This window comes from Sulfurihydrogenibium subterraneum DSM 15120, assembly GCF_000619805.1.
GTDB lineage: Bacteria > Aquificota > Aquificia > Aquificales > Hydrogenothermaceae > Sulfurihydrogenibium > Sulfurihydrogenibium subterraneum.
Genome location: NZ_JHUV01000012.1, coordinates 46,334 through 67,481 on the forward strand (window position 1 = coordinate 46,334; position 21,148 = coordinate 67,481).

Below are 21,148 nucleotides of genomic sequence, written 5' to 3' on the forward strand. Positions count from 1 at the left end.
TTAGATAATGAACATTTCAAAATCTAAAGAGCTTTTTAAAGAAGCTCAAAATTACTTGGTAGGTGGTGTAAACTCTCCTGTTAGGGCGTTTAAGTCGGTAGGAGCTGACCCTATTTTTATCCAAAAAGGAAAAGGCAGTCGTATATGGGACGTTGATGGAAATGAGTATATAGATTATGTTTTATCTTGGGGACCACTGATTCTGGGACACGCTCACGACCAAGTTATAAATGCTATAAAACAGATTGCAAACTACGGGACAAGTTTTGGAGCTCCTACTGAGCTTGAAATAGAGATGGCTAAAACAGTTGTTGATGCTGTTAAATCTGTTGAGATGGTAAGGTTTGTTAACTCTGGAACAGAAGCTACTATGAGTGCTATAAGACTTGCAAGAGGATACACAAAAAGGAAAAAAATAGTAAAATTTGACGGTTGTTATCACGGACACGGAGACAGTCTTTTAGTATCAGCTGGGTCTGGTGTTGCAACCTTAGGAATACCAGGAACTCCGGGAATTCCAGAAGAGCTTGCAAACCTAACTATAGTCCTACCTTACAACGATATAGAAGCTGTAGAGGAAGCTTTTAGAAAGTACGGCTATGATATTGCATGTGTAATCATAGAGCCTGTTGCGGGAAATATGGGAGTTGTAGCTCCTTCAAAAGAGTATCACCAAAAATTAAGGGAAATAACAAGAAAGTATGGGTCTTTACTTATCTTTGATGAAGTTATGACAGGTTTTAGACTTGCATATGGAGGAGCTCAAGAACTCTACGATATAGAGCCTGATTTAACTACATTTGGAAAGGTGATAGGTGGAGGACTTCCAGTAGGAGCTTACGGAGGAAAAAGAGAAATTATGGAGTACGTTGCACCTGTAGGACCTGTTTATCAAGCTGGAACCCTATCAGGAAACCCATTGGCAATGGCTGCAGGATTAAGACAGCTACAGCTTCTTAAAGAGTTAAACCCATACAAAGAGTTAGATGAAAAAGGTAGATTTTTAGAAGAAGGCTTTAAACAGATTGCACAAGAGTTTTCAGTACCAGTCCAAGTAAACAGAGTAGGCTCAATGATAACGGTGTTCTTTACACAAACGCCAATAAAAGACTTTACAACTGCAAAAACTTCAGATACTCAAAGATTTGCAAAATTTTTCAGATGTATGTTAGAAAAAGGTGTTTATCTACCAGCTTCCCAGTTTGAAGCGTTTTTCTTAAGCACAGCTCACAGTCAAAAAGATTTAGAAGAAACTTTAGAAAAAGCAAGAGATTGCTTTAAAAATCTGTAAAGTAAGGAAAAAACTATGAGATGTCCTAAGTGTGGTTCATTAGAAGATAGAGTTTTAGAAACAAGACAGTCAAAGGAAGGAACTGTTATAAAAAGAAGAAGAGAATGTTTAAAATGTGGCTACAGGTTTACTACTTACGAAAGAATAGAAGAAGAGCTTATAACTGTAATTAAAAAAGATAACTCTACTCAACCTTTTGATAAAGAAAAAATAGTAAGGGGTATAAAGCTTGCTTCTAAAGGAAGACCTATAACAGAGCCTCAGATAAGACAGATAGCAGATGAGATAGAAAGATATTTAGTAGATGAAGGAAAGTTAAAAGTTACATCTGCGGAAATAGGAGATATGGTTAAAAGTAAATTAAGAGCAATAGACCCTGTAGCATTTTTAAGGTTTGCTTCTGTTTGTGATGAGTTTCAAGACATTAAAGATTTTGAAAGTATTATCAAAGAAATAGAAAAAGAAAAACAGGAGAAAAGTAATGAGTAATCTACAGGCGTTTATACTGGGAGTGGTAGAGGGTTTGACAGAATTTTTACCTGTATCTTCTACTGGTCATCTAATACTTGTATCTACCTTAATGGGAGTTAGTCAAACTGATACTCAAAAAGCCTTTGAAGTCTCCATACAACTTGGTTCTATCCTTGCGGTTGTGTTTTTATACTTTGAAAAGTTTAGAGATATAAATTTACTTAAAAAGTTAATCGTTGCATTCATTCCAACTGGTATTTTAGGGTTTTTACTTTACAAAATTATTAAATCTTTTTTTAACCCTTTCATAGTTGTGTTTATGCTTGTTTTAGGTGGTGTTATTCTTATCCTGATTGAGTATTATCATAAAAATAAAGATTATCCTGTTAAAAGTTTTGAAGAGATTAGTTATAAAAAGGCATTTTTTATAGGTTTGTTTCAATCTTTAGCTATGGTTCCTGGGACTTCAAGAAGCGGGGCTACTATAATAGGTGGTTTACTACTTGGGTTAAATAGAAAAACAGCTGCTGAGTTTTCTTTCCTTTTAGCTGTTCCAACGATGTTTATGGCAACATTTTACGACATATATAAAAACCATAATCAGTTTAACATTTCTGACTGGAGTAATCTTACAGTTGGATTTATCACTGCCTTTATCTTTGCTATTTTGGCTATAAAACTAATACTTAAGTTAATATCAAACCATAACTTTATACCTTTTGGTGTATATAGAATTATCTTAGGTGTTGTTTACTACTTAGTAGTGTTGAGGTAAAAGAATGAACATTTTAGAAAAAATTATTCAAACAAAAAAACAGGAACTTGAAAATTACAACGATAAGTATGTAAAACACTTAGAAAATCTGTCTTTAGAAAGGGGGAAAAAAGTCCTTGACTTTAAAAAATCATTAAAAGGTAAAGGTATTAACATAATTGCTGAAGTAAAAAAAGCATCACCTTCTAAAGGAGTGATAAGATACGATTTTGACCCTATAACCATAGCAAAGATATATGAGGAAAACGGCGCAAAAGCCATATCCGTTTTAACAGACAAAAAGTACTTTCAAGGAAGTATAGAGTACTTGTACAACATCTCAAAAGAAGTAAAACTTCCATTATTGAGAAAAGATTTTATAATAGACAAAAGACAGATATTGGAAGCTTACGCTTACGGAGCTGACAGTTACCTTTTAATAGCAAAAGTTTTAACTCTTCAAGAAATGATAGAACTTATAAATTTTGGAAAAGAGCTGGGAATGGATCCACTTGTTGAGATACATTCCTACGATGAAGGTGTAAAGTCTCTTTACGCAGGATCTACAATAATAGGAATCAACAACAGAAATTTAGAAACATTTGAAGTAGATATAAACCTTTCAAAACAACTCGCCCCTAAAATGAAAGAGCTTGGAGCTGAAGTCGTAGTTGCAGAAAGTGGTCTTAATACAAAACAAGAGCTTTTAGAGTTGAAAAATTATCAAGTAGATGCATTTTTAATAGGAGAGTCCCTTATGAGGGAAAAAGATATAGGGAAAAAATTAAGGGAGCTTCTTTAAGATGTATCAGAACATAAACAAAGAGATAGCAAAAATCTTTAAAGATATGGCACACATATACGAATTTTTAGATGATAAGTTTAGATCTCTGGCTTACCAGAGAGCTGCACAGGTTTTAGAGGACTTACCGGATGACATAAGAAACTACATTGCTCTTGGAAAATTAAGTGAGATAAGAGGAATAGGTACACATACGCAAGAAAAGATTATTGAGTATGTAAAAACTGGAAAAATTCAAAAGTACGAAGAGTTAAAAAAGTTAGTTCCGCCTGATTTTCTAAAACTTATGGACGTTTCAGGGTTTGGTCCTAAAACATTAAAAAGAATTTATCAAGAGCTTGGGATATCAACAAAAGAAGAGCTTATAAAAGCTTTAAAAGATGGAAGAATAGCAAAACTTAAAGGCTTTGGACTAAAAAAAGTTGAAAATATGTTAAAAGGTTTAGAGCTTTACGAAAAATCTCAAGAGAGAATACTACTTTGGGAGGCTCTAAACATTGCAAATCCTCTAGTAGAAAAACTGAAAACCTTAAAAGAGATAAAAAATATAGAGTTAGCAGGAAGTTTAAGAAGAAAAAAAGAAACGATAGGAGATATAGATATCTTAGTATCCTGTGATGATAAAGATAGGGATAAAGTAATTAACTTTTTTGTAAATCTAGAAGAGGTAAAAGAAGTTTTAGCAAAAGGTGATACAAAAGCAAGTGTAATTATAAGAGAGAAAGATAGACAGGTAGATTTGAGGGTTTTAAAACCTGAGGAATGGGGTAGTGGTCTTCAGTACTTTACAGGTTCAAAAGAGCATAACGTGCATCTTAGAGACTATGCAAAATCAATCGGTTTAAAGATAAGTGAGTACGGTGTTTTTGATGTAAAAACGGGGGAAAAGATTGCTGGCGAGACGGAAGAAAGTGTCTATAAAGCTGTAGGAATGGACTGGATACCACCAGAGTTAAGAGAAGATAGAGGGGAAATAGAGGCAGCCTTAAAGAAAAGCTTACCAAAATTAGTAGAACTTTCAGATATAAAAGGAGACTTTCACTGCCACTCAACTTGGACTGATGGGTATAACACTATTTTAGAGATTGCCAATTATGTAAAAGAGAATTTTAATTATGAATATCTTGTAATAACAGACCACTCAAAAGCTGTAAGAGTAGCCCACGGATTAACTGAAGAGGACGTTTTAAAACAGATAGAAGAAATAGATAAAGTAAATAAAATTATAGGCTATCCCTTCTTAAAAAAAGGAATTGAAGTTGATATTTTACTTGATGGGTCTTTAGACCTACCTGATGAGATTCTGTCAAAACTTGACTGGGTAGTAGCATCAATCCACACCCATTTTAACAGAGACAATACAGACCGAATAATAAAAGCAATGGAAAACCCTTATGTAAACGCTATAGGTCATCCAACAGGAAGAATATTTGGGACAAGAGAAGGATATCAGATGTCAGATGATATTTTCAAAGTAGCAAAAGAAACAGGAACAGCACTTGAGATAAACTCTCAACCACTGAGAATGGATTTACCTGACATAATGGTAAAAAAAGCTGTAGATATGGGCGTAAAACTTGTAATAAGTAGTGATAGCCACTCACTGTCAAACTTTCATTATATTGAACTTGGAGTTTACATAGCCCGTAGAGGTTGGGCAAAAAAAGAAGACATTATAAACACACTTTCTTGGAAAGATGTTGAAAATTTTGTAAAAAACAAAAGGAAAAGGTTTGGTGTTAAAGCGTGAAGTTTGCCTTTTTTGACGAGAATTTAGACGACCTTCCTTACAAAATTTTAGAAGAATTATTAAAAGATACTTACAAAAACGAATTTTCACATTATGCAGAGTTTTACAATCTAACAGGAGAAATCGAAAAAAATATTTTCAAACTTTATTTACATCCCTTAAACTCAAAAGACAAGATACATATAGCCACTTACGATTTAGAGAAAAAATTAATCATAGAGAGTATAGATAAAGACAGTTTAAGAAACCTACTTTTAAAAGAAAATGAAAAATTGAAAGATTATCAAAAGAAAGAGATAGAAAGAAGTAGTAAAATAATTATATCCATAATAGGTTTAATACTTGGTTTAATTGTTGCATTCATAGTGATAAAAGTAATTAATGGAGGTTTTTAATGAAAAGAGTTAGATTTGCACCAAGCCCAACAGGATACTTACACTTAGGAAATGCAAGAACCGCACTATTTAACTATCTATTTGCAAAGCATGAAAACGGTAGCCTTATTTTAAGAATAGAAGATACAGACTTAGAAAGGTCAAAAAAAGAGTATGAAGAAATGCTTATTGAAGATTTAAAATGGCTTGGTATCCAGTGGGATGAAGGACCTGATGTAGGTGGAAATCACGGACCCTATAGACAATCTGAAAGATTAGAAATCTACTATAAATACGTAGATAAACTTTTAAAATCAGGAGATGCTTACTACTGCTACTGCAGTGAAGAAGAGTTAGAAAAGGAAAGGGAAAAAGCGATAGCAGAAGGAAGACCTTATCGCTACAGCGGAAAATGTAGAAATTTAACACCAGAAGAAAGATCAGATTACGAAGCACAAGGAATAAAACCAGTTGTAAGATTTAAAGTCCCAGATAAAACAGTCGTTTTTGAAGATATTATAAGAGGACACGTAGAAATAGACACAAAAGAGTTTGGAGACTTTGTAATAGTAAGGCAAGATGGAATGCCTGTTTACAACTTTGTTGTTGTTATAGATGATGCACTTATGGGTATAACCCACGTTATAAGAGGAGAAGACCACCTTTCAAACACTCCAAAGCAGATAGTAATATACGAAGCACTTGGCTTTAACATTCCACAGTTTGCCCACCTTCCTATAATCTTAGGAGAAGACAGGACAAAACTATCAAAAAGACACGGAGCTGTATCAGTAAGAGCTTTAAAAGACGATGGATTTTTATCAGAAGCTGTATTTAACTACCTTTCTCTACTTGGATGGCACCCAAAAGATGAAAGAGAAATCTTATCCAAAGAAGAGATAATAAAACAGTTTAGAATAGAAGACGTAAACAAATCTCCAGCTATATTTGACAGAACAAAACTAAGATGGATGAATGGAGTTTACATAAGAGAAATATTAGATTTAGAAGAACTTACAAAAAGATCAGTAGAGTTTTTTGAAGGTTTTGGCTACAAAGCGGACTTTGAGTATTACAAAAAAGTTATGGAAGCTATAAGAGATAGTATAGAAACACTTATGGATATAAAAGAAAGGGCTAAAGTTTTCTTTGTAGACGAGTTTCCTTTTACAGAAGAAGTAGTAGCAGAAGTTAAATCTGACCCTAACTTTTACAAAGTGGTAGAGACTTTTTACGAAAAAGTAAAGGATTTAGATAAAATTACAAAAGAAGACTTTAAGAACATAACAAAAGAGATTCAAAAAGAACACGGTTTTAAAGGAAAAGCTCTCTTTCACCCTATAAGAATAGCCTTAACAGGAGAGTCTTCAGGAGTAAGTTTAGACCTACTTGTAGAAGTAATTGGAGTAGAAAGAGTAAAGTTTAGATTAATAAGATTTTTAGAATACTTTGGATAATGAAGATAAAAGACTTTAAGAAGCTAAAGATAGGTTTTTTAAAAGAAGATGGCAGTCTATTAAAAGAAGATGAAGTAAACCAGTACTTAGAGACTACTCACGACATAAAAGAAAAGTGGTTTTTGAGAGGTATTATACACATTCTTGAAAACCATTTTTCTGAAGCTATAAAAAGGTTTCAGCTTGTAGAGTGTGATGAATCTGTTTTACTTATTTTAGCTTGTAGTTATAAAACAAGAGATGAGTTTGTTTTTCAAGAGTATAAACACAAACAGTTTAAAGAGTGTGGTTTTCTTAAAAAATACTCAATCAAACCAGTTTTCATTTATGAAAAAATATTAAAACCCATAGAAAGTATAGACTTTCATACGGAGGAGTTATGAAGTTAAGAGGATTATACGTCATAACAGATGAAAAGTTAACACCTTACGATAAAATGTTAGATATGGTAGAAAAGGCTCTAAAGGGAGGAGCTTCTATCGTTCAGCTCAGGGATAAAAATAACTCTGATGAGTTTTTAATTCCTTACAGTAAGGAGCTTAAAGACCTGTGTCATAAGTATAACGCCATTTTTATAGTAAACGATAGAGTTGACCTTGCTCTAAAGGTAGATGCGGATGGAGTACACATAGGAGAAGAAGACTCTGACGTTGCAGAAGTTAGAGAAAAGACTAAAGGAAAGATAATGGGTGTTTCTTGCTACGGAAGTGTTGAAAGAGCTCTACAGATGCAGGATTTAGGTGCAGATTACGTAGCTTTTGGGAGCTTCTACCCTTCTCCAACAAAACCAAAATCAAGGATTGTACCTAAATCTGTTATAAGTGATGCAAAAAAAGTTTTAAAAATACCAATCTGTGTAATAGGTGGTTTGACAGTAGAAAATTCAAAAGAGCTTATAGACCTTGGTGCTGACCTTGTGGCAGTTATAAGCGACGTATGGACAGCTCCTGATATAGAAGAAAGATGTAAACAGTATATTAAGCTGTTTAATTAAACATATTTTAACGTTTAATACAAAATTTGCAAAATACAAAATTTGTGATTTAAATTTAAAATATGAATAACTATCATTTATGGAAAGGTACAATTAATGCATAGCAATAAGACAAGTTTTTCTGACGTTATAAGAGCTATAGGAACTGTATTTGGAGATATAGGAACGAGCCCTCTTTACACTTTTGCTGTAATTATCTTAATAACAAAACCAAATATTGAAGAGATCTATGGTATAGCTTCACTTATGATATGGACATTAATCTTAATTCCAACTCTACAGTATGCGTGGTTAGCAATGAACCTAAGTTTAAGAGGAGAAGGAAGTATAATTGTCTTAGGAGAAATTGCCCAATCTATAACTAAATCTGAAAAGATAAAGAAAATACATAGAGCTTTAACAATATTAGGAATAGGCTTCCTTTTAGGAGATGGTATTATAACACCTGCAATTACGATTCTTAGTTCAACTGAAGGATTAAGATTAATTCATGGGTTTGAAAATTTAAGTCAGGAAACAATCTTAGCTGTGGCTATTTTTATAACTTTAATGTTATTTTTAGTTCAAAAATTTGGAACAGGAAAAATCGGAATAGCTTTTGGACCTTTTATGACTGTTTATTTCCTCTCAATAGCTTTAATAGGTATTTATTTTATATCTAAAAATCCATCTGTATTAAAAGCCTTCAATCCTTTAGAAGCTATTAATTTTATTATTCACCATCCATTTGTAGCATTTCTTGCTCTCTCTGAAGTTATTCTTGTTGCAACAGGTGGTGAAGCAATGTATGCAGATATGGGACATATAGGAAAAAACGCAATAAGAATTGCATGGGTATTTGTTTTTTTTGCAGTAGTATCAAGTTATTTAGGTCAAGCGTCTTTTATTCTATCAAATTTGAAAGAACAAAATCCGTTTTTTGATAGTGCAAGTATTTTACTTGGTAATAATCTTTATATACTATTTTTAATGATAGTAACAGGTGCAGGTATAATCGCATCTCAAGCTTTAATAAGTGGAGTTTTTTCTATCATATTCCAAGGAATAAACGCAAGATTGATTCCTTTGCTTCAAGTAAGACACACTTCTACACAGTTAAGTACCCAGATTTATATACCTGTAGTAAACTTTTTCTTACTGCTTGGAGTGTTAATAATGTTTTTACTGTTTAGACAATCTGAAAAAATGGCCTCAGCTTACGGATTTGCAGTAAACATAGATATGGTTATTACAAGTATATTCTTAATGTATATATATTTTAATCTCAGAAAATACTTTTTCTTTGTAGTAGCAATTTTCCTTTTTATGATTGATGCTACTTTCCTTGCTTCAAACAACCTTAAAATACCTCACGGAGCATTTTGGCCAATACTGTTTGCAACACCACCTATAACATTTATGGCTCTTTACGTTTTAGGTCAAGCAAGGATTTACAAAAAAGCAAAGTTTATGGATTTACAGACTTTTGTAAACAACTTCCAAAAAATCTATCCTACCAAATGTAAGATAAAAGGATGTGCCGTATTTTTAATTAGAGAAAAAGAAAGAATAGCTCCATACTTAGTAGAAACGATGATAAAACATGGAATAATCTATGAAGAAAATATATTTTTATCTCTGAAAAAGTTAGACCAACCTTTTGGTATAAAAAGTTATATAGCAGGGGAAATATGTCCAGGAATAAAACATGCCATCGTTGAGTATGGTTATCAAGAAATAGTAAACGTTGAGCAAGAACTAAGAAATTTAGATATTAACGAGAGAGTTGTTTTTTACGGAGTTGATAACGTATACTCTGAAAACCTTATATGGAAGCTCTTTGGTCTTATTAAAAGGATATTCTCAAACTTCGCAGATTTTTACAAACTACCACCTCAAAAGGTCCACGGTGTTGTAGTTAGAATAGAAATTTAATTAGGAGGAATTTATTGGTAGAGTTTCAATATTTTGAAGGATGTCCAAATGCTAAAGAAACCTTAAATAACCTTTTATCTCTTGTAGAAGAAGGTTTTTTAAAAAAAGATGAGATTAAAATTACAAAAATAGAATCTCCCGACGATGCTCAAAAATTGAACTTTCAAGGCTCTCCGTCTATTCTCTACAACGGTATTGATATATACACATTAGAAAAACCATCTTCATACGCTTATAACTGTAGGACTTACTTTATAGATGGAAAACTAACTGGTGTACTTTCCAAAGAGTTTATAAAAGAAAGAATAGAAAGGTAAAAAAATGCTTGAGAATAAAAACGTTCTTGTCGGTGTTAGCGGTTCTATAGCATCTTACAAAGCATGTGAGATAGTTAGACTCCTTCAAAAAAAAGGAGCAAATGTTAGGGTTTGTATGACTCCATCTGCTTTAGAGTTTGTAGGTAGGCTTACTTTCCAAGCTCTTACAGGAGAGGATGTATATATCTCTTGGAAAGATGGAAAAACAGGCTTAGAACATATAACATTAGCAAGATGGGCAGATGTATTTTTAATAGCTCCAGCTTCTGCAAACACTATTGCAAAACTTAGGTTTGGAATTGCTGATAACTTTTTAACATCTTTAGCCCTTGCTTACGATAAACCAATCGTAATAGCTCCTGCTATGAATACTAAAATGTACGAAAATCCTGCAACACAAGAAAACCTAAAAGTATTAAAAGATAGAGGACATATAATAGTAAGTCCGTCAGAAGGAATTTTAGCCTGCGGAGAGGAGGGAGCTGGTAAGTTAGCAGATTTAGAAGATATAATGTTAGCTGTAAAGTATGCTATTACCCCTAAACTTTTAAAAGGAAAAAAAGTGTTAATAACAGCAGGAGGAACAAGAGAGTACTTTGACCCTATAAGGTACATATCAAACGCATCGTCAGGGCAGATGGGATACCTACTTGCTGAAAGTGCTTACTGTATGGGAGCAGATGTAGTAGTTATCTCAGCTCCTACCTGTTTAAAACTTCCATCTCAGATTAAAAAAATAGATGTAATATCAGCCCAAGATATGTTTGAAAAAGTAAAAGAACTTTACCAAGAGTTTGATATCATCATAATGAACGCAGCAGTTGCAGACTTTAGACCAAAGCAGTATAGCTCCCAGAAACTAAAAAAAGATAAAGAAAATTTAATTATACAGCTTGAGCCTAACCCTGACATACTAAAGTTTTTAGGTGAAAATAAAAAAGAAAATCAGATACTTATAGGTTTTGCAGCTGAAAGTGATAATCTATATCAAAACGCAGTAGATAAGCTTAATAGGAAAAACCTTGACTACATTATTGCCAATCCAGTTAAAGTTTTTAGTAAGGATTTTTACGAGGGAATACTGATTGATAAATCATTAAATACTTTAAATATATCAGCTAAAACTAAAGAAGATGCTTCCTTTGAAATACTGAAAAAGATATTTTCTTAAAAACTTTTTAACTCTTCTTTTTCTTCAGTTTTTTCTACTGGTTTTATATCTATGTTTTCTACTTCAGATTCAATTTTTATATCTTTTTTGCTTTCAGTTGGAATGTCAAAAGGTTTACCAATAAGGTAGCTTTTTAAAATAGATGCGTAAACTTTAGAACCTTTTGGATTTAGATGAACTTTATCTTTTACAAAAAGGTCTTCTTTTTCTTTGCTAACAGAGTACCAATCTACCAGATGTACGTTAGTTCTCTCTAAAGCAACTTCTCTAAATAATTTGTTTACTTCATTTTGCCAAGGTCTTGGGACTTTTACAGTAACTAAATAAACCTCTTTTCCTTTTAATTTATCCAAAATATACTCTAAATCAGACTTTCTAATGTGTCCATTGTTTCCTAAAGCTATTATAATTTTGTTGTATTTATTTACTCTATCTTCTGACAAAATCTCCTTTAGCTCACTAAACTGTCTACCTACTTTTGCATCTATTTCAGAATTTGGAATGTATTTTTTTACGTACTCAGCTGCACCAAGTAAAACAGAATCTCCAACTATAAACGTAGTTGCGTTAGGGTTTGAAGTAAATTGAGTGTTATCTTTTGAATCTTCACTTTTGACTTCAGTTTGAGAGTTATCTATATTTTGATTTTCTTTACTGTAAGCTTCTTCCCTTATCGTTAGTTCGTAAGATACAGCGTTATCTTTATTTAATTCTACAGATAGAGCTTTTTCTTCGTTTATAGGTTGAAATATTGATAGATACATAACTGAAACACCTATAAAAAGTAAAGATACGAGAAAATTAAAAGCATTTTTATAATTTAGTAAGCCACTAAAATTAATCTTTCTAAAAGGTTCTTCTATAAAGATATAACTAATGTTAGAGATAAACAATGTTATAAGAACTCCTGCTATTATAGTATCCACATAACTGTTTGAGTATAACTGATATATTATCACAAATACAGGATAATGCCACAGATAGATAGAATAACTTCTTTCACCTAACCATCTTAAAGGAAAAATAGACATTATGGTATTTATATAATTAGATTTTAGTATTGATAATATCAAAACAGTTGTTGTTAAAGAAGTAAATAAAAATCCAAGTGAGTACATATAGTCATTATAGTTAGACATGAAAAGGTAAAATGAAATTAATACAGCTAAACTTAAGAATCCTGTTATTGTAAACAATACTTTTTTACTTTCAAATCTGTCTATATGTAAAGCTAATAGAGAACCTATTATAAAAGAGAAGAATCTTGTATCTGTTCCAAAGTAAACTCTATCTACATTTCCGTATAAGTGATAGATAGCAGTCATTTCTAATACAGATAAAAATGCTGTTGTGATTATTAGCAATGTTAAGGCTTTTTTACCAAATCTTGAAGTCATTAAAAAAACAATTCCCCAAATGATGTAAAATTGCCATTCAATAGATAAAGACCATAGATGTAATGTAAATAATACGTCATCAAATTTTTCAAAGTAAGGAACATTTCTAAAAATAAGCCACCAGTTATAAACATTTAAACTGCTTGCTATAAATTCTTGTATAAACTTTACAAATAGATTAGGAAATAGAAAGTTGATTACTAAAAGAAGACTTAACTGTAAAAATACAAACCCAGGAAAAAGTCTTAAGTACCTTCCTTTTAAAAAGTCTATTAATGCTGAAAAGTAATCTTTATCACTGGATTTTTTTATTAAAGATTGTGTTATTAAAAATCCAGATAAAACAAAGAAGGACTCTACAGCTAAAAATCCACCACTAAAGTAATCTACTTTATCAGGGTAGAATACCAAAAACACATGGAAAATTAAAACTGAACTTACTAAAATTCCTCTAAGTCCATCAAGACCTTTTATTTTTTCCATTAGTTTGTATTACTTATATATTTGTATATTATGTAGCTGTAAATATAACTTCCAATTTGAGTAAGATGATAACCATCCTGTCTAAAACAAGCCCCTATATCTGGACGAGAACACAAAACAGTGCTTAAATAATTCCAGTCTATCACTTCTATGTTAGGTCTAAGCTGTTTTAATATTTGATAGTTTTGATTAACTTGACTTTCCCAATATCTTGGAACTTTTACGTTTACAAAGATAACTTTTCTTTGTCTGGTATTTAAATAATCTATAACTTCCAAAGCCTCTTCAACTGTAAATATTCCGTTTGTTCCAAGAGCTATTACAACTATTTTCCCAAGAAGACATTTTGATTCTAACTCTTTTATTACAGGCATGGCTTCTTGAAACTTTCTTCCTACTTTTGCATCTATCACAACATCTGGAATCTGTTGTCTAAGGTATTTTTCTGACCCTACCGTTAAACTATCTCCTATAATCGTTATCTCTTGGGCAAAAGAAAACTTAAAAATAATAAAAAATGTTAAAAATAAAAATCTTTTCATTTTTACCTTGATTTACTTTTTTTAAAGTATATTTTATAATAGATTTTGAAATAAAAACAAGGATTAATCTATGGAAAAAGAAGTTATAAAGTGTAATCTATGTAATGATACAGGATGGATATTTAAAGATGGAGGAGTCGCAAAGTGTGAATGTCAGTATAGTCTTCGCAATTATCAAGTAAGTAGCTCATTAAATATTCCAAGAAAGTATTATCATGCAACTTTAGAAAACTTTATAGATGGTGGTATTTTTGAAAGAAAATTAGTTATAAAAAAAGTAAAGGAATATATATACTCTGATGAAATAAATGAAGGTAAAGGTTTTTTCTTCTACGGTAAAAATGGTGTAGGAAAAACTCATTTAGCAGTAGGAATACTTAAAGAGTTGTACAACTTAAAAGGAATTACAGGTATGTTCTACGATACAAGAATACTTTTATACGACCTAAAGGCAACCTTTGAAGGCAACTCTTCTACGAGGGAACTTTTAGATGCAGTTATAAAAGCTCCTATTTTAGTGTTAGATGACCTTGGTTCAGAAAGGTTGTCAGATTGGGCAAAAGACATTCTTCACTATATAATTATCAGTAGATATAACGATAAACTTCCTGTTATAATAACTTCTAACATTTCGCTGGAAAAAGAAGAGAATAAGGATATAGACCAAGATGTAGAAAGTAAATTTGGAAAAGGAATAGCATCAAGACTTATGGAGATGTGCTATCCTATTTACGTAGTAGGAGAAGATTTTAGGAAAACATCTATACAAAAAGATTTGAGAAGGTTATAAAATGGGAAGAAAAGCGTTTGTTAAAAGAGAGACAAAAGAAACACAGATAGAGCTTTCTATAAACTTAGATGGTACTGGAAAATATAAGGTAGATACACAGATAGGTTTTTTATCTCACATACTTGAGAGTTTTTCTTTTCACTCTATGATAGACCTTGAAATAATGGCTACGGGAGATGTACACGTTAGCCATCACCACTTGGTGGAAGACGTAGGAATAGTTTTAGGAATGGCTGTTAGAGAAGCTCTGGGAGATAAAAAAGGTATAAAAAGGTTTGGCTACAGCATAATCCCGATGGATGAAGCTTTGGCTCTATGTTCTATAGACCTATCTGGTAGACCACTACTTTTTTACGATGATTTAGGATACAGAGGTAAAATAACTAACTTTGATTACGAGCTTATGGGAGAGTTTTTTAAAGGTTTTACTCTGTCTGCAGGGATAACTATGCATTTAAAGGCTCTGTCAGGACATAATCTACACCACATTGCAGAGTGTTTAACAAAAGCTTTTGCAATAGCTTTAAAAGAAGCAGTATCAATAGACCCAAGAAGAAATCAAGTCCCATCCACCAAAGGTGCAATTTAGGAGGCAATCATGGAAAATAATATAAATAGGAAAAAAGAAATCTTAAAAATACTCCAAGAAAGAGGAGAAGTAACAGTAAAAGAGCTTAGCCACATATTTGGCGTTTCAGAGATGACTATATACAGAGATGTAAGAGAGTTAGAAAAAGAAGGAGAAATAAAAAGAAAACACGGCTCTATATTACTTAACACAGTTGAAAACAAAGAGCCAGTATCTTTAAAGTCCTGTCCTGTTTGTTCTAAACCTATAACAAGGTCTCATCCTTATAAAATTATAGTAGAGAATGCAAAAGTGGTGGAAGCGTGCTGTGAACACTGTGGTTTAATGCTTCATCAAAGATATGCAGATAAAAGTGTATCTGCTTTAACGTTTGACTTCATCTCTGAAAAACCTATTAATGCCTTAGATGCATGGTATGTTGTGGGGAGCTCTGCTATTCCGTGCTGTAGTCCAAGTGTAATACCTTTCACTAACAAAGAAGATGCTGAGAAGTTTGCAAAAGGATTTGGAGGAAAAGTATTAAACTTTATAGACGCCTACAACGAAATAATAAATAGAATGAACATTAATATAAAAAGTTGTTGTTCTACAGAAAGTCAACCTCTAACTTTTAAAATCTCAGACCTTAAAAAAAGTTAAGTAATTTTTGGATACTTTTTTTCTTTATCTATAATGTGGACGTCTTCTACTGCAAACTTGTTTTCTTTTAGAAGGTTGTATACTTTCAAAGCATCTTCTTTATTTCTAAAACCAAATACTAAACCACAGTGTGGATATATCTCTTTTGGAACAGGAAGCATGATGTAATTATCAATATTCTTTTCCTTCAAAAAGTTATTTGCCCTTATACCTTCTGCAACAGATACAAATGTTAAAAGGTAATTAGGTTTATTAAAAGGAACTATATCTAAAAAGTGCTTAATAAAATGAAGTTTAATACCTAAGGATATAAATTTTATTTTATCAATTATACTTTCACCTTTAAAACCTTTTCCTCTTTCTATAACAGCTATATAGTAGCCATTTTCTTCTTTAAACTCTATAAGTTTGTTTCCAGTTTCATAAGCCCAGACTTCTATATCTTTTTTAAAAGCTTTGTCATCTGCTAAAACTTTGAGTCTTTCTCCTACTGGTATTTCTTTTAACTTTTTTGATACTAACGTAAGAGGTAGAGGACAAAAAAGTCCTCGTGTATCAACAACTGGTATGTTATTTACAGATAAGTTTTCCAAGAGGCTCTCCTCCTAATAAATGCCAATGTACGTGAAATACTTCCTGACCTGAGTCTTTACCTGTGTTTACTATAAGCCTAAATCCTGTTTCCGCAATACCAAGCATCTTTGCTATCTCGTTTGCTTTTAGTATTAAATGTCCTATCAATGCTTTATGTTTACCTTCAAAGTAAAGGTTGTTAGGAATGTGCTCTTTTGGTATTATTAATACGTGAACCTTTGCTTGTGGCCTAATATCGTGAAAAGCCATTATTAATTCATCTTCATAAACTATCTTAGCAGGAATCTCTTTGTTCACAATCTTACAAAATACGCAGTTTTCCATACTCCTCTCCTTTTTTTATAGCATATTTTTTTAGTATATCAAATAATTTGTCAATATTCCACCCTTTTAATGCTGAAACAGTTATAGTATTTTCCGATTCATCTGGTTCTAAATACTCTGGAGATGGTATTACTTTATCTACTTTGTTCATTACATTTATAACTGGTTTTTCTTCAAGTTTAAGCTTTTTTAAAACTTCTTCTACAGTCTGTTTTTTTAGCATCCAATTTTCGTCAGAAATATCTATTACATGCAGGATTAAATCAGCTTCTTCAGTTTCTTTTAGCGTTGTCATAAAAGCATCCATTATCTCTTGTGGCATGTCTTCTACAAATCCTACTGTATCTGTTATTACAACTCTTTTGTTTACATTGGGAAAGTGTATGAAAGATGCTTTTGTGTCTAAAGTTGCAAATAGTTGGTCTGATATGTAGGTATCCCTTTTTGTTAGACGGTTTAAAAGTGAGGATTTACCTGCATTTGTATAACCTACAAGTGCTACGTTAAGAATGTTAGGGTTATCTTCCCTTGTTTTTTTCTGCTGTTTCTTTTGTTTTTCTATTTCTTTTAATTGTTTTTTTATTTTATTTATCCTGTCTTTTATAGCTCTTGTTTTAATTTCTCCAAGCTTTTCTCCAGCTCCTTTTGTCTTCATTCCACCGCCAATTCTTGACAGTTCCTTACCTCTCTGATTGTATATCCTTGGAAGTTGATGTTGTAGATAAGCAAGTTCTACTTGGAGTTTTGCTTGCTTTGTTTTTGCCCTTTTAAAGAAAATCTGTAGTATTAAATCTGTTCTGTCTAAAATTTGAGCGTTTATCTCTTGGGATAAATTAGATATCTGGACTGGAGATAGATTTACATTGAAAACAACAGTATCAGCTCCTATTCCCTCAACTAACTGTTTTATCTCGTTTACTTTCCCTTTCCCTATGTAATAAGCAGGGTCTGGGGATTCTCTTTTTTGGTACACTCTACCTAAAACAACTCCTTCTGCAGCTTCTACAAGCCCTTCCAGTTCTTCTATCTGGTACTTAAACCTTGCAGGATTTTGATTGGTGTTAACACCTACTATAATAGCTCTCAAATTACTCTACAACTATCGTACTTATTGCGTGTTTGTATATAAGTTGTTGCTGACCATTAACGTCTAACAGTATTGTAAACTGGTCTGCGTCTAATATTTTACCTACTATTCTTGTTCCTCTGACTAAGTATACTGTTATTTCCTTTCCTTCCCTTCTGTATTCGTTCAAGATTTCATCTTGTACTGACGCCATAAGTTTCCTCCTTTAATTTAGTTTCTATAATTTTTAGAGCATCATTCATATTTATATGACTTAAATTTAAATTTTCAAATTTTGTTTTACTTTTAAAGGTTCGTAGCTGTCTTTTTGCAAAATCTTTAGTATTTTCTATTATACTACTTTTAGCATCTTCAAGTGAGATTTTTTTATCTAAGTAAGGTAAAATTTCTTTGTATCCTATGGCTTGCATAGCTGTTATTGATTCTTTAAATCCCATATCTATTAGTTTTTCTACTTCTTTTACAAGTCCTTTTTTAAACATTTTTTCTACTCTTAATTTTATCCTTTCTATAAGCTCATCTCTATCTCTGACTAAATTAAAACCTATAAAGTTATACTTTGGATTTTCAAATCCTTGAAAAAAAGATGAAAATGGTTTTCCTGTAAGCTCGTAAACTTCTAATGCTCTTACTATTCTTCTTTTATCGTTTACGTGTATTTTGCTTGCATAATATGGGTCAACTTCTCTTAACTTTTCATAAAGAACTCTATTATCTAAACTGTAAAGTTTTTCTCTTAATTCCCAATTACTTTCAGGAGCTTCAGACAGACCGTATAGAGCTGTTTGAATGTAAAGCCAAGTCCCACCTACCACTATCGGAATTTTTCCCTTTTCTTCAATCTCTTTAACAGCTTTATCAAAATGCTGTACGTAATCTTTTACAGAGAAGTTTTCAGATGGTAAAACAACGTCTATTATGTAGTGAGGAATGCCGTCCATCTCTTCAGGAGTGGGTTTTGCAGTTCCTATGTCCATATATTTGTATATCATCATAGAATCTGCACTTATAACTTCACCGTTTAAAATTTTGGCAAGTTTTATTCCTAACTCTGTTTTTCCTGTTGCAGTTGCACCTGCTATAACTATAATCATTATCTTTCTTTGTGTTAAAATAATCTTGGAAATAAGATATTAAATGGAGTTTGTTTTGTCAATAGAAAAGCAACCTCACGACTGGTTTTTTAAGATGATGGTGAAAAGAGATAGGAGGTGAAGAGAAAATGATGACACTAACAGAAAAGTGGAAAATGGAAGGATTAAAGAAAGGACTAGAAGAAGGACTACAACAAGGACTACAACAAGGACTACAGCAAGGATTAAAAAGATTGATGCAAGAATCTCAGGAAGCTGTAATAGAGATACTGGAAATAAGGTTTGGGTCTATTTCTGACGAATTAAAATCTAAAATTCAGGCTATAGAGGATTTAGAGAAGTTGAAAAGTTTAAGAAGAGAAGCTGTCAAAACTCAATCTATAGAAGAGTTTTTTAAAATGGTTTAGGTGAAGGGAATTATGGATAAAAATTTTTTTGTTAAATCTCACGGACTTGGTAATGATTACATAGTAATAGATTCAGAAAATATAACTTTTGAGATTTCACAGGATTTTATAAAAAAAATCTGTGATGTTCACTACGGAATAGGTTCTGATGGAATTTTGGTAAAGTATCCGTCAGATATAGCAGATTTTAAGCTAAGAATATTTAACCCTGACGGGTCAGAAGCTGAAAAAAGTGGAAATGGTCTTAGAATATTCTGTAAATTTTTATACGATTATGGCTATACAGACAAAGATGAGTTTACAGTAGAAACAAAAGGGGGAGTAGTAAAAGCAAAAATAGAAGAGAAAAATAAACTTGGAAAAGCAAAAGTTATAACCGTTGATATGGGTAAAGCTATTTTCGAAGCAAGTAAAATTCCTGTTAATACAGATAAAAAAGAGTTTATAGGGGAGAAAATTAAAGTCGGTGATAGAGAGTACGAAGTAAACTGTGTTTCTGTAGGAAACCCTCACTGCGTAATAATAAAACAAGAGTTAGACGAAGAAGAGATAAAAAAGTACGGCTCTTTAATAGAAAATCATCCACTTTTTCCAAACCGTATAAATGTTCAGTTTGTAAAACCTATATCTGAAAATCAAGCTGAGATTTTAATCTGGGAAAGGGGAGCTGGCTTTACTTATGCGTCAGGGAGTTCTTCCTGTGCTGTGGCATCTGTTTTAGTAAAGAAAGGTCTTGCAAAAAACGATATTACCATTAAAATGATAGGTGGAGAGCTGAAAATAAATGTAGACAAAGACTGGAATATAAAAATGACTGGAGAAGTCCAAGAAATCTGTAGCGGAATAATAAGCCAAGAATTTTTAGAGAGTTTAAAGTAGTGGAAAAAAGAGTATTTATAGGAAGCTTTATAGACTGGGAAAAACTTAAAAAAAGTTATACAACCATAAAAAAAGATTTAAGCGGAGTAGTATCAGGAAGCTGGGTAAAGCCTGAAAATTTTCACATAACGTATAAATTTTTAGGCAATACAAAGTTAGATAAGATAAATGAGATTTTAGAAATACTTAATAAATACTTTGATAAAGAACTTGAAGCAAACATTAGTTTAAAAGGGCTGGGAGTTTTTCCAAATCTTGATAATCCAAGGGTGCTTTTTTATAAAGTCGTGGAAAATCAGGTTTTAAAGGAGATATTTTTAGATTTAGAAGAGAAGCTTTATAACATAGGCTATAAAAAAGAGATAAAACCATTTGTTCCACACATTACAATCCTTAGAATAAAGGAATTAAAACAGGCTCAGTTTATAGAAAAGTTAAAAAATTACGAAGAAGAGTTATTTTTAGAGCAGAAAACTATAACAGTGAATTTAATAGAAAGTATATTAAACCCCAAGGGAGCTGTTTATAAAAAGTTGGATAATGGGAGTTTTTAAAATTTTTGTTGCATTTTTTGCAAAAGTTTTATATAATGTTTTTAGTAGTTAATAGGTAGAATTTAAATACCTTGACAACTGAATAGGTTTAATCCCACTTAAGTTTTTGATAATTAGCTAAAATTAGCTTATTAATAACGATTATCATTAAGTTTTGCATCGTGATAACAGAAAATATATTATTGTAATAATCAAATAGTGATAAGGGTGAAAGTGGGAATATAATAGAAAATATATTTGCATTATGTGAGGTTCGATGCAATTAACCTCAATTTGCGAGCGGTTAACGAAAATAAAAACTACCCGCAAACCAGCGTCAGTGCTTGATTATTTAAATTTTTTTATTTTTAAAAATTAACGGGTTTTGTCTGAACTATGTGGGATATAAAGCAACTTGATTATACCAATCGTCAGCTGACATTCCAGGGTTTTGTCTGAACTATGTGGGATATAAAGTTTAGTTTAGGTAGAGGT

General features: G+C 31.9%; 25 protein-coding genes. 18 read left to right on the top strand and 7 right to left on the bottom strand.

Translation table 11 applies throughout. The features are described from left to right. Positions 1–7: 7 nt before the first annotated feature. From hemL to coaBC, 12 genes are all read left to right on the top strand, one after another. Positions 8–1,291 carry a glutamate-1-semialdehyde 2,1-aminomutase gene (gene hemL / locus Q385_RS0107030; RefSeq protein ID WP_028950984.1) on the top strand — a complete coding sequence of 428 codons (1,284 nt, stop codon included), beginning with the start codon at positions 8–10 and terminating at the stop codon, positions 1,289–1,291. Between the two features lie 15 nt (positions 1,292–1,306). Further along, a complete protein-coding gene (gene nrdR / locus Q385_RS0107035) occupies positions 1,307–1,780 on the top strand; it encodes a transcriptional regulator NrdR (RefSeq protein WP_028950985.1) in 474 nt (157 codons plus the stop codon). Next, on the top strand, positions 1,773–2,537 hold the full coding sequence (locus tag Q385_RS0107040; RefSeq protein ID WP_028950986.1) for an undecaprenyl-diphosphate phosphatase: 765 nt from the start codon (positions 1,773–1,775) through the stop codon (positions 2,535–2,537). The genes nrdR and Q385_RS0107040 overlap by 8 nt, the downstream gene beginning before the upstream one ends. A 4-nt stretch (positions 2,538–2,541) precedes the next feature. Further along, positions 2,542–3,318 (top strand): indole-3-glycerol phosphate synthase TrpC, encoded by a 777-nt coding sequence (trpC, locus tag Q385_RS0107045; RefSeq protein ID WP_028950987.1) that lies wholly within the window; start codon positions 2,542–2,544, stop codon positions 3,316–3,318. A 1-nt stretch (position 3,319) separates the two neighbouring features. Beyond that, the gene (gene polX / locus Q385_RS0107050; RefSeq protein ID WP_028950988.1) at positions 3,320–5,068 is read left to right on the top strand and encodes a DNA polymerase/3'-5' exonuclease PolX; all 1,749 of its coding nucleotides are present in this window, start codon (positions 3,320–3,322) and stop codon (positions 5,066–5,068) included. Then, the gene (locus tag Q385_RS0107055) at positions 5,065–5,463 is read left to right on the top strand and encodes a hypothetical protein (protein ID WP_028950989.1); all 399 of its coding nucleotides are present in this window, start codon (positions 5,065–5,067) and stop codon (positions 5,461–5,463) included. Before polX ends, Q385_RS0107055 begins: the two co-directional genes overlap by 4 nt. Continuing rightward, a complete protein-coding gene (gene gltX / locus Q385_RS0107060) occupies positions 5,463–6,899 on the top strand; it encodes a glutamate--tRNA ligase (protein WP_028950990.1) in 1,437 nt (478 codons plus the stop codon). Before Q385_RS0107055 ends, gltX begins: the two co-directional genes overlap by 1 nt. Next, positions 6,899–7,282, top strand: coding sequence for a hypothetical protein (locus Q385_RS0107065; protein ID WP_028950991.1), 384 nt, complete (start codon positions 6,899–6,901; stop codon positions 7,280–7,282). Before gltX ends, Q385_RS0107065 begins: the two co-directional genes overlap by 1 nt. Beyond that, a complete protein-coding gene (thiE, locus tag Q385_RS0107070; RefSeq protein WP_028950992.1) occupies positions 7,279–7,893 on the top strand; it encodes a thiamine phosphate synthase in 615 nt (204 codons plus the stop codon). The genes Q385_RS0107065 and thiE overlap by 4 nt, the downstream gene beginning before the upstream one ends. Before the next feature lie 96 nt (positions 7,894–7,989). Continuing rightward, positions 7,990–9,807 carry a KUP/HAK/KT family potassium transporter gene (locus tag Q385_RS0107075; protein WP_028950993.1) on the top strand — a complete coding sequence of 606 codons (1,818 nt, stop codon included), beginning with the start codon at positions 7,990–7,992 and terminating at the stop codon, positions 9,805–9,807. Positions 9,808–9,821: 14 nt separating this feature from the next. Next, positions 9,822–10,124 carry an alkylmercury lyase gene (locus Q385_RS0107080; protein ID WP_028950994.1) on the top strand — a complete coding sequence of 101 codons (303 nt, stop codon included), beginning with the start codon at positions 9,822–9,824 and terminating at the stop codon, positions 10,122–10,124. Between the two features lie 4 nt (positions 10,125–10,128). Next, on the top strand, positions 10,129–11,295 hold the full coding sequence (coaBC, locus tag Q385_RS0107085; protein WP_028950995.1) for a bifunctional phosphopantothenoylcysteine decarboxylase/phosphopantothenate--cysteine ligase CoaBC: 1,167 nt from the start codon (positions 10,129–10,131) through the stop codon (positions 11,293–11,295). Here coaBC and Q385_RS09005 read toward each other — a convergent pair. Further along, positions 11,292–13,175, bottom strand: a complete 1,884-nt coding sequence (locus Q385_RS09005; protein WP_051524417.1) for an acyltransferase family protein — start codon at positions 13,173–13,175, stop codon at positions 11,292–11,294. The genes coaBC and Q385_RS09005 overlap by 4 nt on opposite strands. After that, on the bottom strand, positions 13,175–13,717 hold the full coding sequence (locus tag Q385_RS0107095; RefSeq protein WP_028950996.1) for an SGNH/GDSL hydrolase family protein: 543 nt from the start codon (positions 13,715–13,717) through the stop codon (positions 13,175–13,177). Before Q385_RS0107095 ends, Q385_RS09005 begins: the two co-directional genes overlap by 1 nt. Before the next feature lie 70 nt (positions 13,718–13,787). Between Q385_RS0107095 and Q385_RS0107100 the strand changes: the two genes are divergently transcribed. From Q385_RS0107100 to Q385_RS0107110, 3 genes are read left to right on the top strand one after another with little or no spacing between them, the layout of a single operon-like run. After that, entirely contained in the window at positions 13,788–14,507 is a 720-nt protein-coding gene (locus tag Q385_RS0107100; RefSeq protein WP_028950997.1) for an ATP-binding protein, read from the top strand. Position 14,508: 1 nt separating this feature from the next. Then, complete coding sequence (gene hisB / locus Q385_RS0107105; protein ID WP_028950998.1) at positions 14,509–15,096, top strand: imidazoleglycerol-phosphate dehydratase HisB; 588 nt, start codon at positions 14,509–14,511, stop codon at positions 15,094–15,096. A 9-nt stretch (positions 15,097–15,105) separates the two neighbouring features. Then, positions 15,106–15,735, top strand: coding sequence for a DeoR family transcriptional regulator (locus Q385_RS0107110; RefSeq protein WP_028950999.1), 630 nt, complete (start codon positions 15,106–15,108; stop codon positions 15,733–15,735). Here the strand turns inward: Q385_RS0107110 and Q385_RS0107115 are convergent. The 5 genes from Q385_RS0107115 to miaA are packed head-to-tail and all read right to left on the bottom strand — an operon-like array spanning position 15,732 to position 18,834. After that, positions 15,732–16,328: a sulfurtransferase TusA family protein gene (locus Q385_RS0107115; protein ID WP_028951000.1), complete on the bottom strand. Its 597-nt coding sequence runs from the start codon at positions 16,326–16,328 to the stop codon at positions 15,732–15,734. The two genes, Q385_RS0107110 and Q385_RS0107115, sit on opposite strands and share 4 nt — an antisense overlap. Beyond that, complete coding sequence (locus tag Q385_RS0107120; protein ID WP_028951001.1) at positions 16,306–16,653, bottom strand: histidine triad nucleotide-binding protein; 348 nt, start codon at positions 16,651–16,653, stop codon at positions 16,306–16,308. The genes Q385_RS0107115 and Q385_RS0107120 overlap by 23 nt, the downstream gene beginning before the upstream one ends. Then, positions 16,631–17,740, bottom strand: coding sequence for a GTPase HflX (hflX, locus tag Q385_RS0107125; RefSeq protein ID WP_028951002.1), 1,110 nt, complete (start codon positions 17,738–17,740; stop codon positions 16,631–16,633). The genes Q385_RS0107120 and hflX overlap by 23 nt, the downstream gene beginning before the upstream one ends. 1 nt (position 17,741) lies before the next feature. Further along, positions 17,742–17,933 carry an RNA chaperone Hfq gene (gene hfq, locus Q385_RS0107130; protein WP_028951003.1) on the bottom strand — a complete coding sequence of 64 codons (192 nt, stop codon included), beginning with the start codon at positions 17,931–17,933 and terminating at the stop codon, positions 17,742–17,744. Beyond that, entirely contained in the window at positions 17,914–18,834 is a 921-nt protein-coding gene (gene miaA / locus Q385_RS0107135; protein ID WP_028951004.1) for a tRNA (adenosine(37)-N6)-dimethylallyltransferase MiaA, read from the bottom strand. Before miaA ends, hfq begins: the two co-directional genes overlap by 20 nt. A 128-nt stretch (positions 18,835–18,962) precedes the next feature. On the opposite strand from miaA, the gene Q385_RS0107140 reads away from it, so the two are divergent. Genes Q385_RS0107140 through thpR form a run of 3 tightly spaced genes read left to right on the top strand, consistent with a single transcriptional unit; the run spans position 18,963 to position 20,674 of the window. Beyond that, the gene (locus tag Q385_RS0107140; protein WP_028951005.1) at positions 18,963–19,241 is read left to right on the top strand and encodes a hypothetical protein; all 279 of its coding nucleotides are present in this window, start codon (positions 18,963–18,965) and stop codon (positions 19,239–19,241) included. A gap of 12 nt (positions 19,242–19,253) precedes the next feature. Beyond that, positions 19,254–20,120: a diaminopimelate epimerase gene (dapF, locus tag Q385_RS0107145; RefSeq protein ID WP_028951006.1), complete on the top strand. Its 867-nt coding sequence runs from the start codon at positions 19,254–19,256 to the stop codon at positions 20,118–20,120. Beyond that, on the top strand, positions 20,120–20,674 hold the full coding sequence (gene thpR, locus Q385_RS0107150; protein WP_028951007.1) for an RNA 2',3'-cyclic phosphodiesterase: 555 nt from the start codon (positions 20,120–20,122) through the stop codon (positions 20,672–20,674). Before dapF ends, thpR begins: the two co-directional genes overlap by 1 nt. Positions 20,675–21,148: the final 474 nt, after the last annotated feature.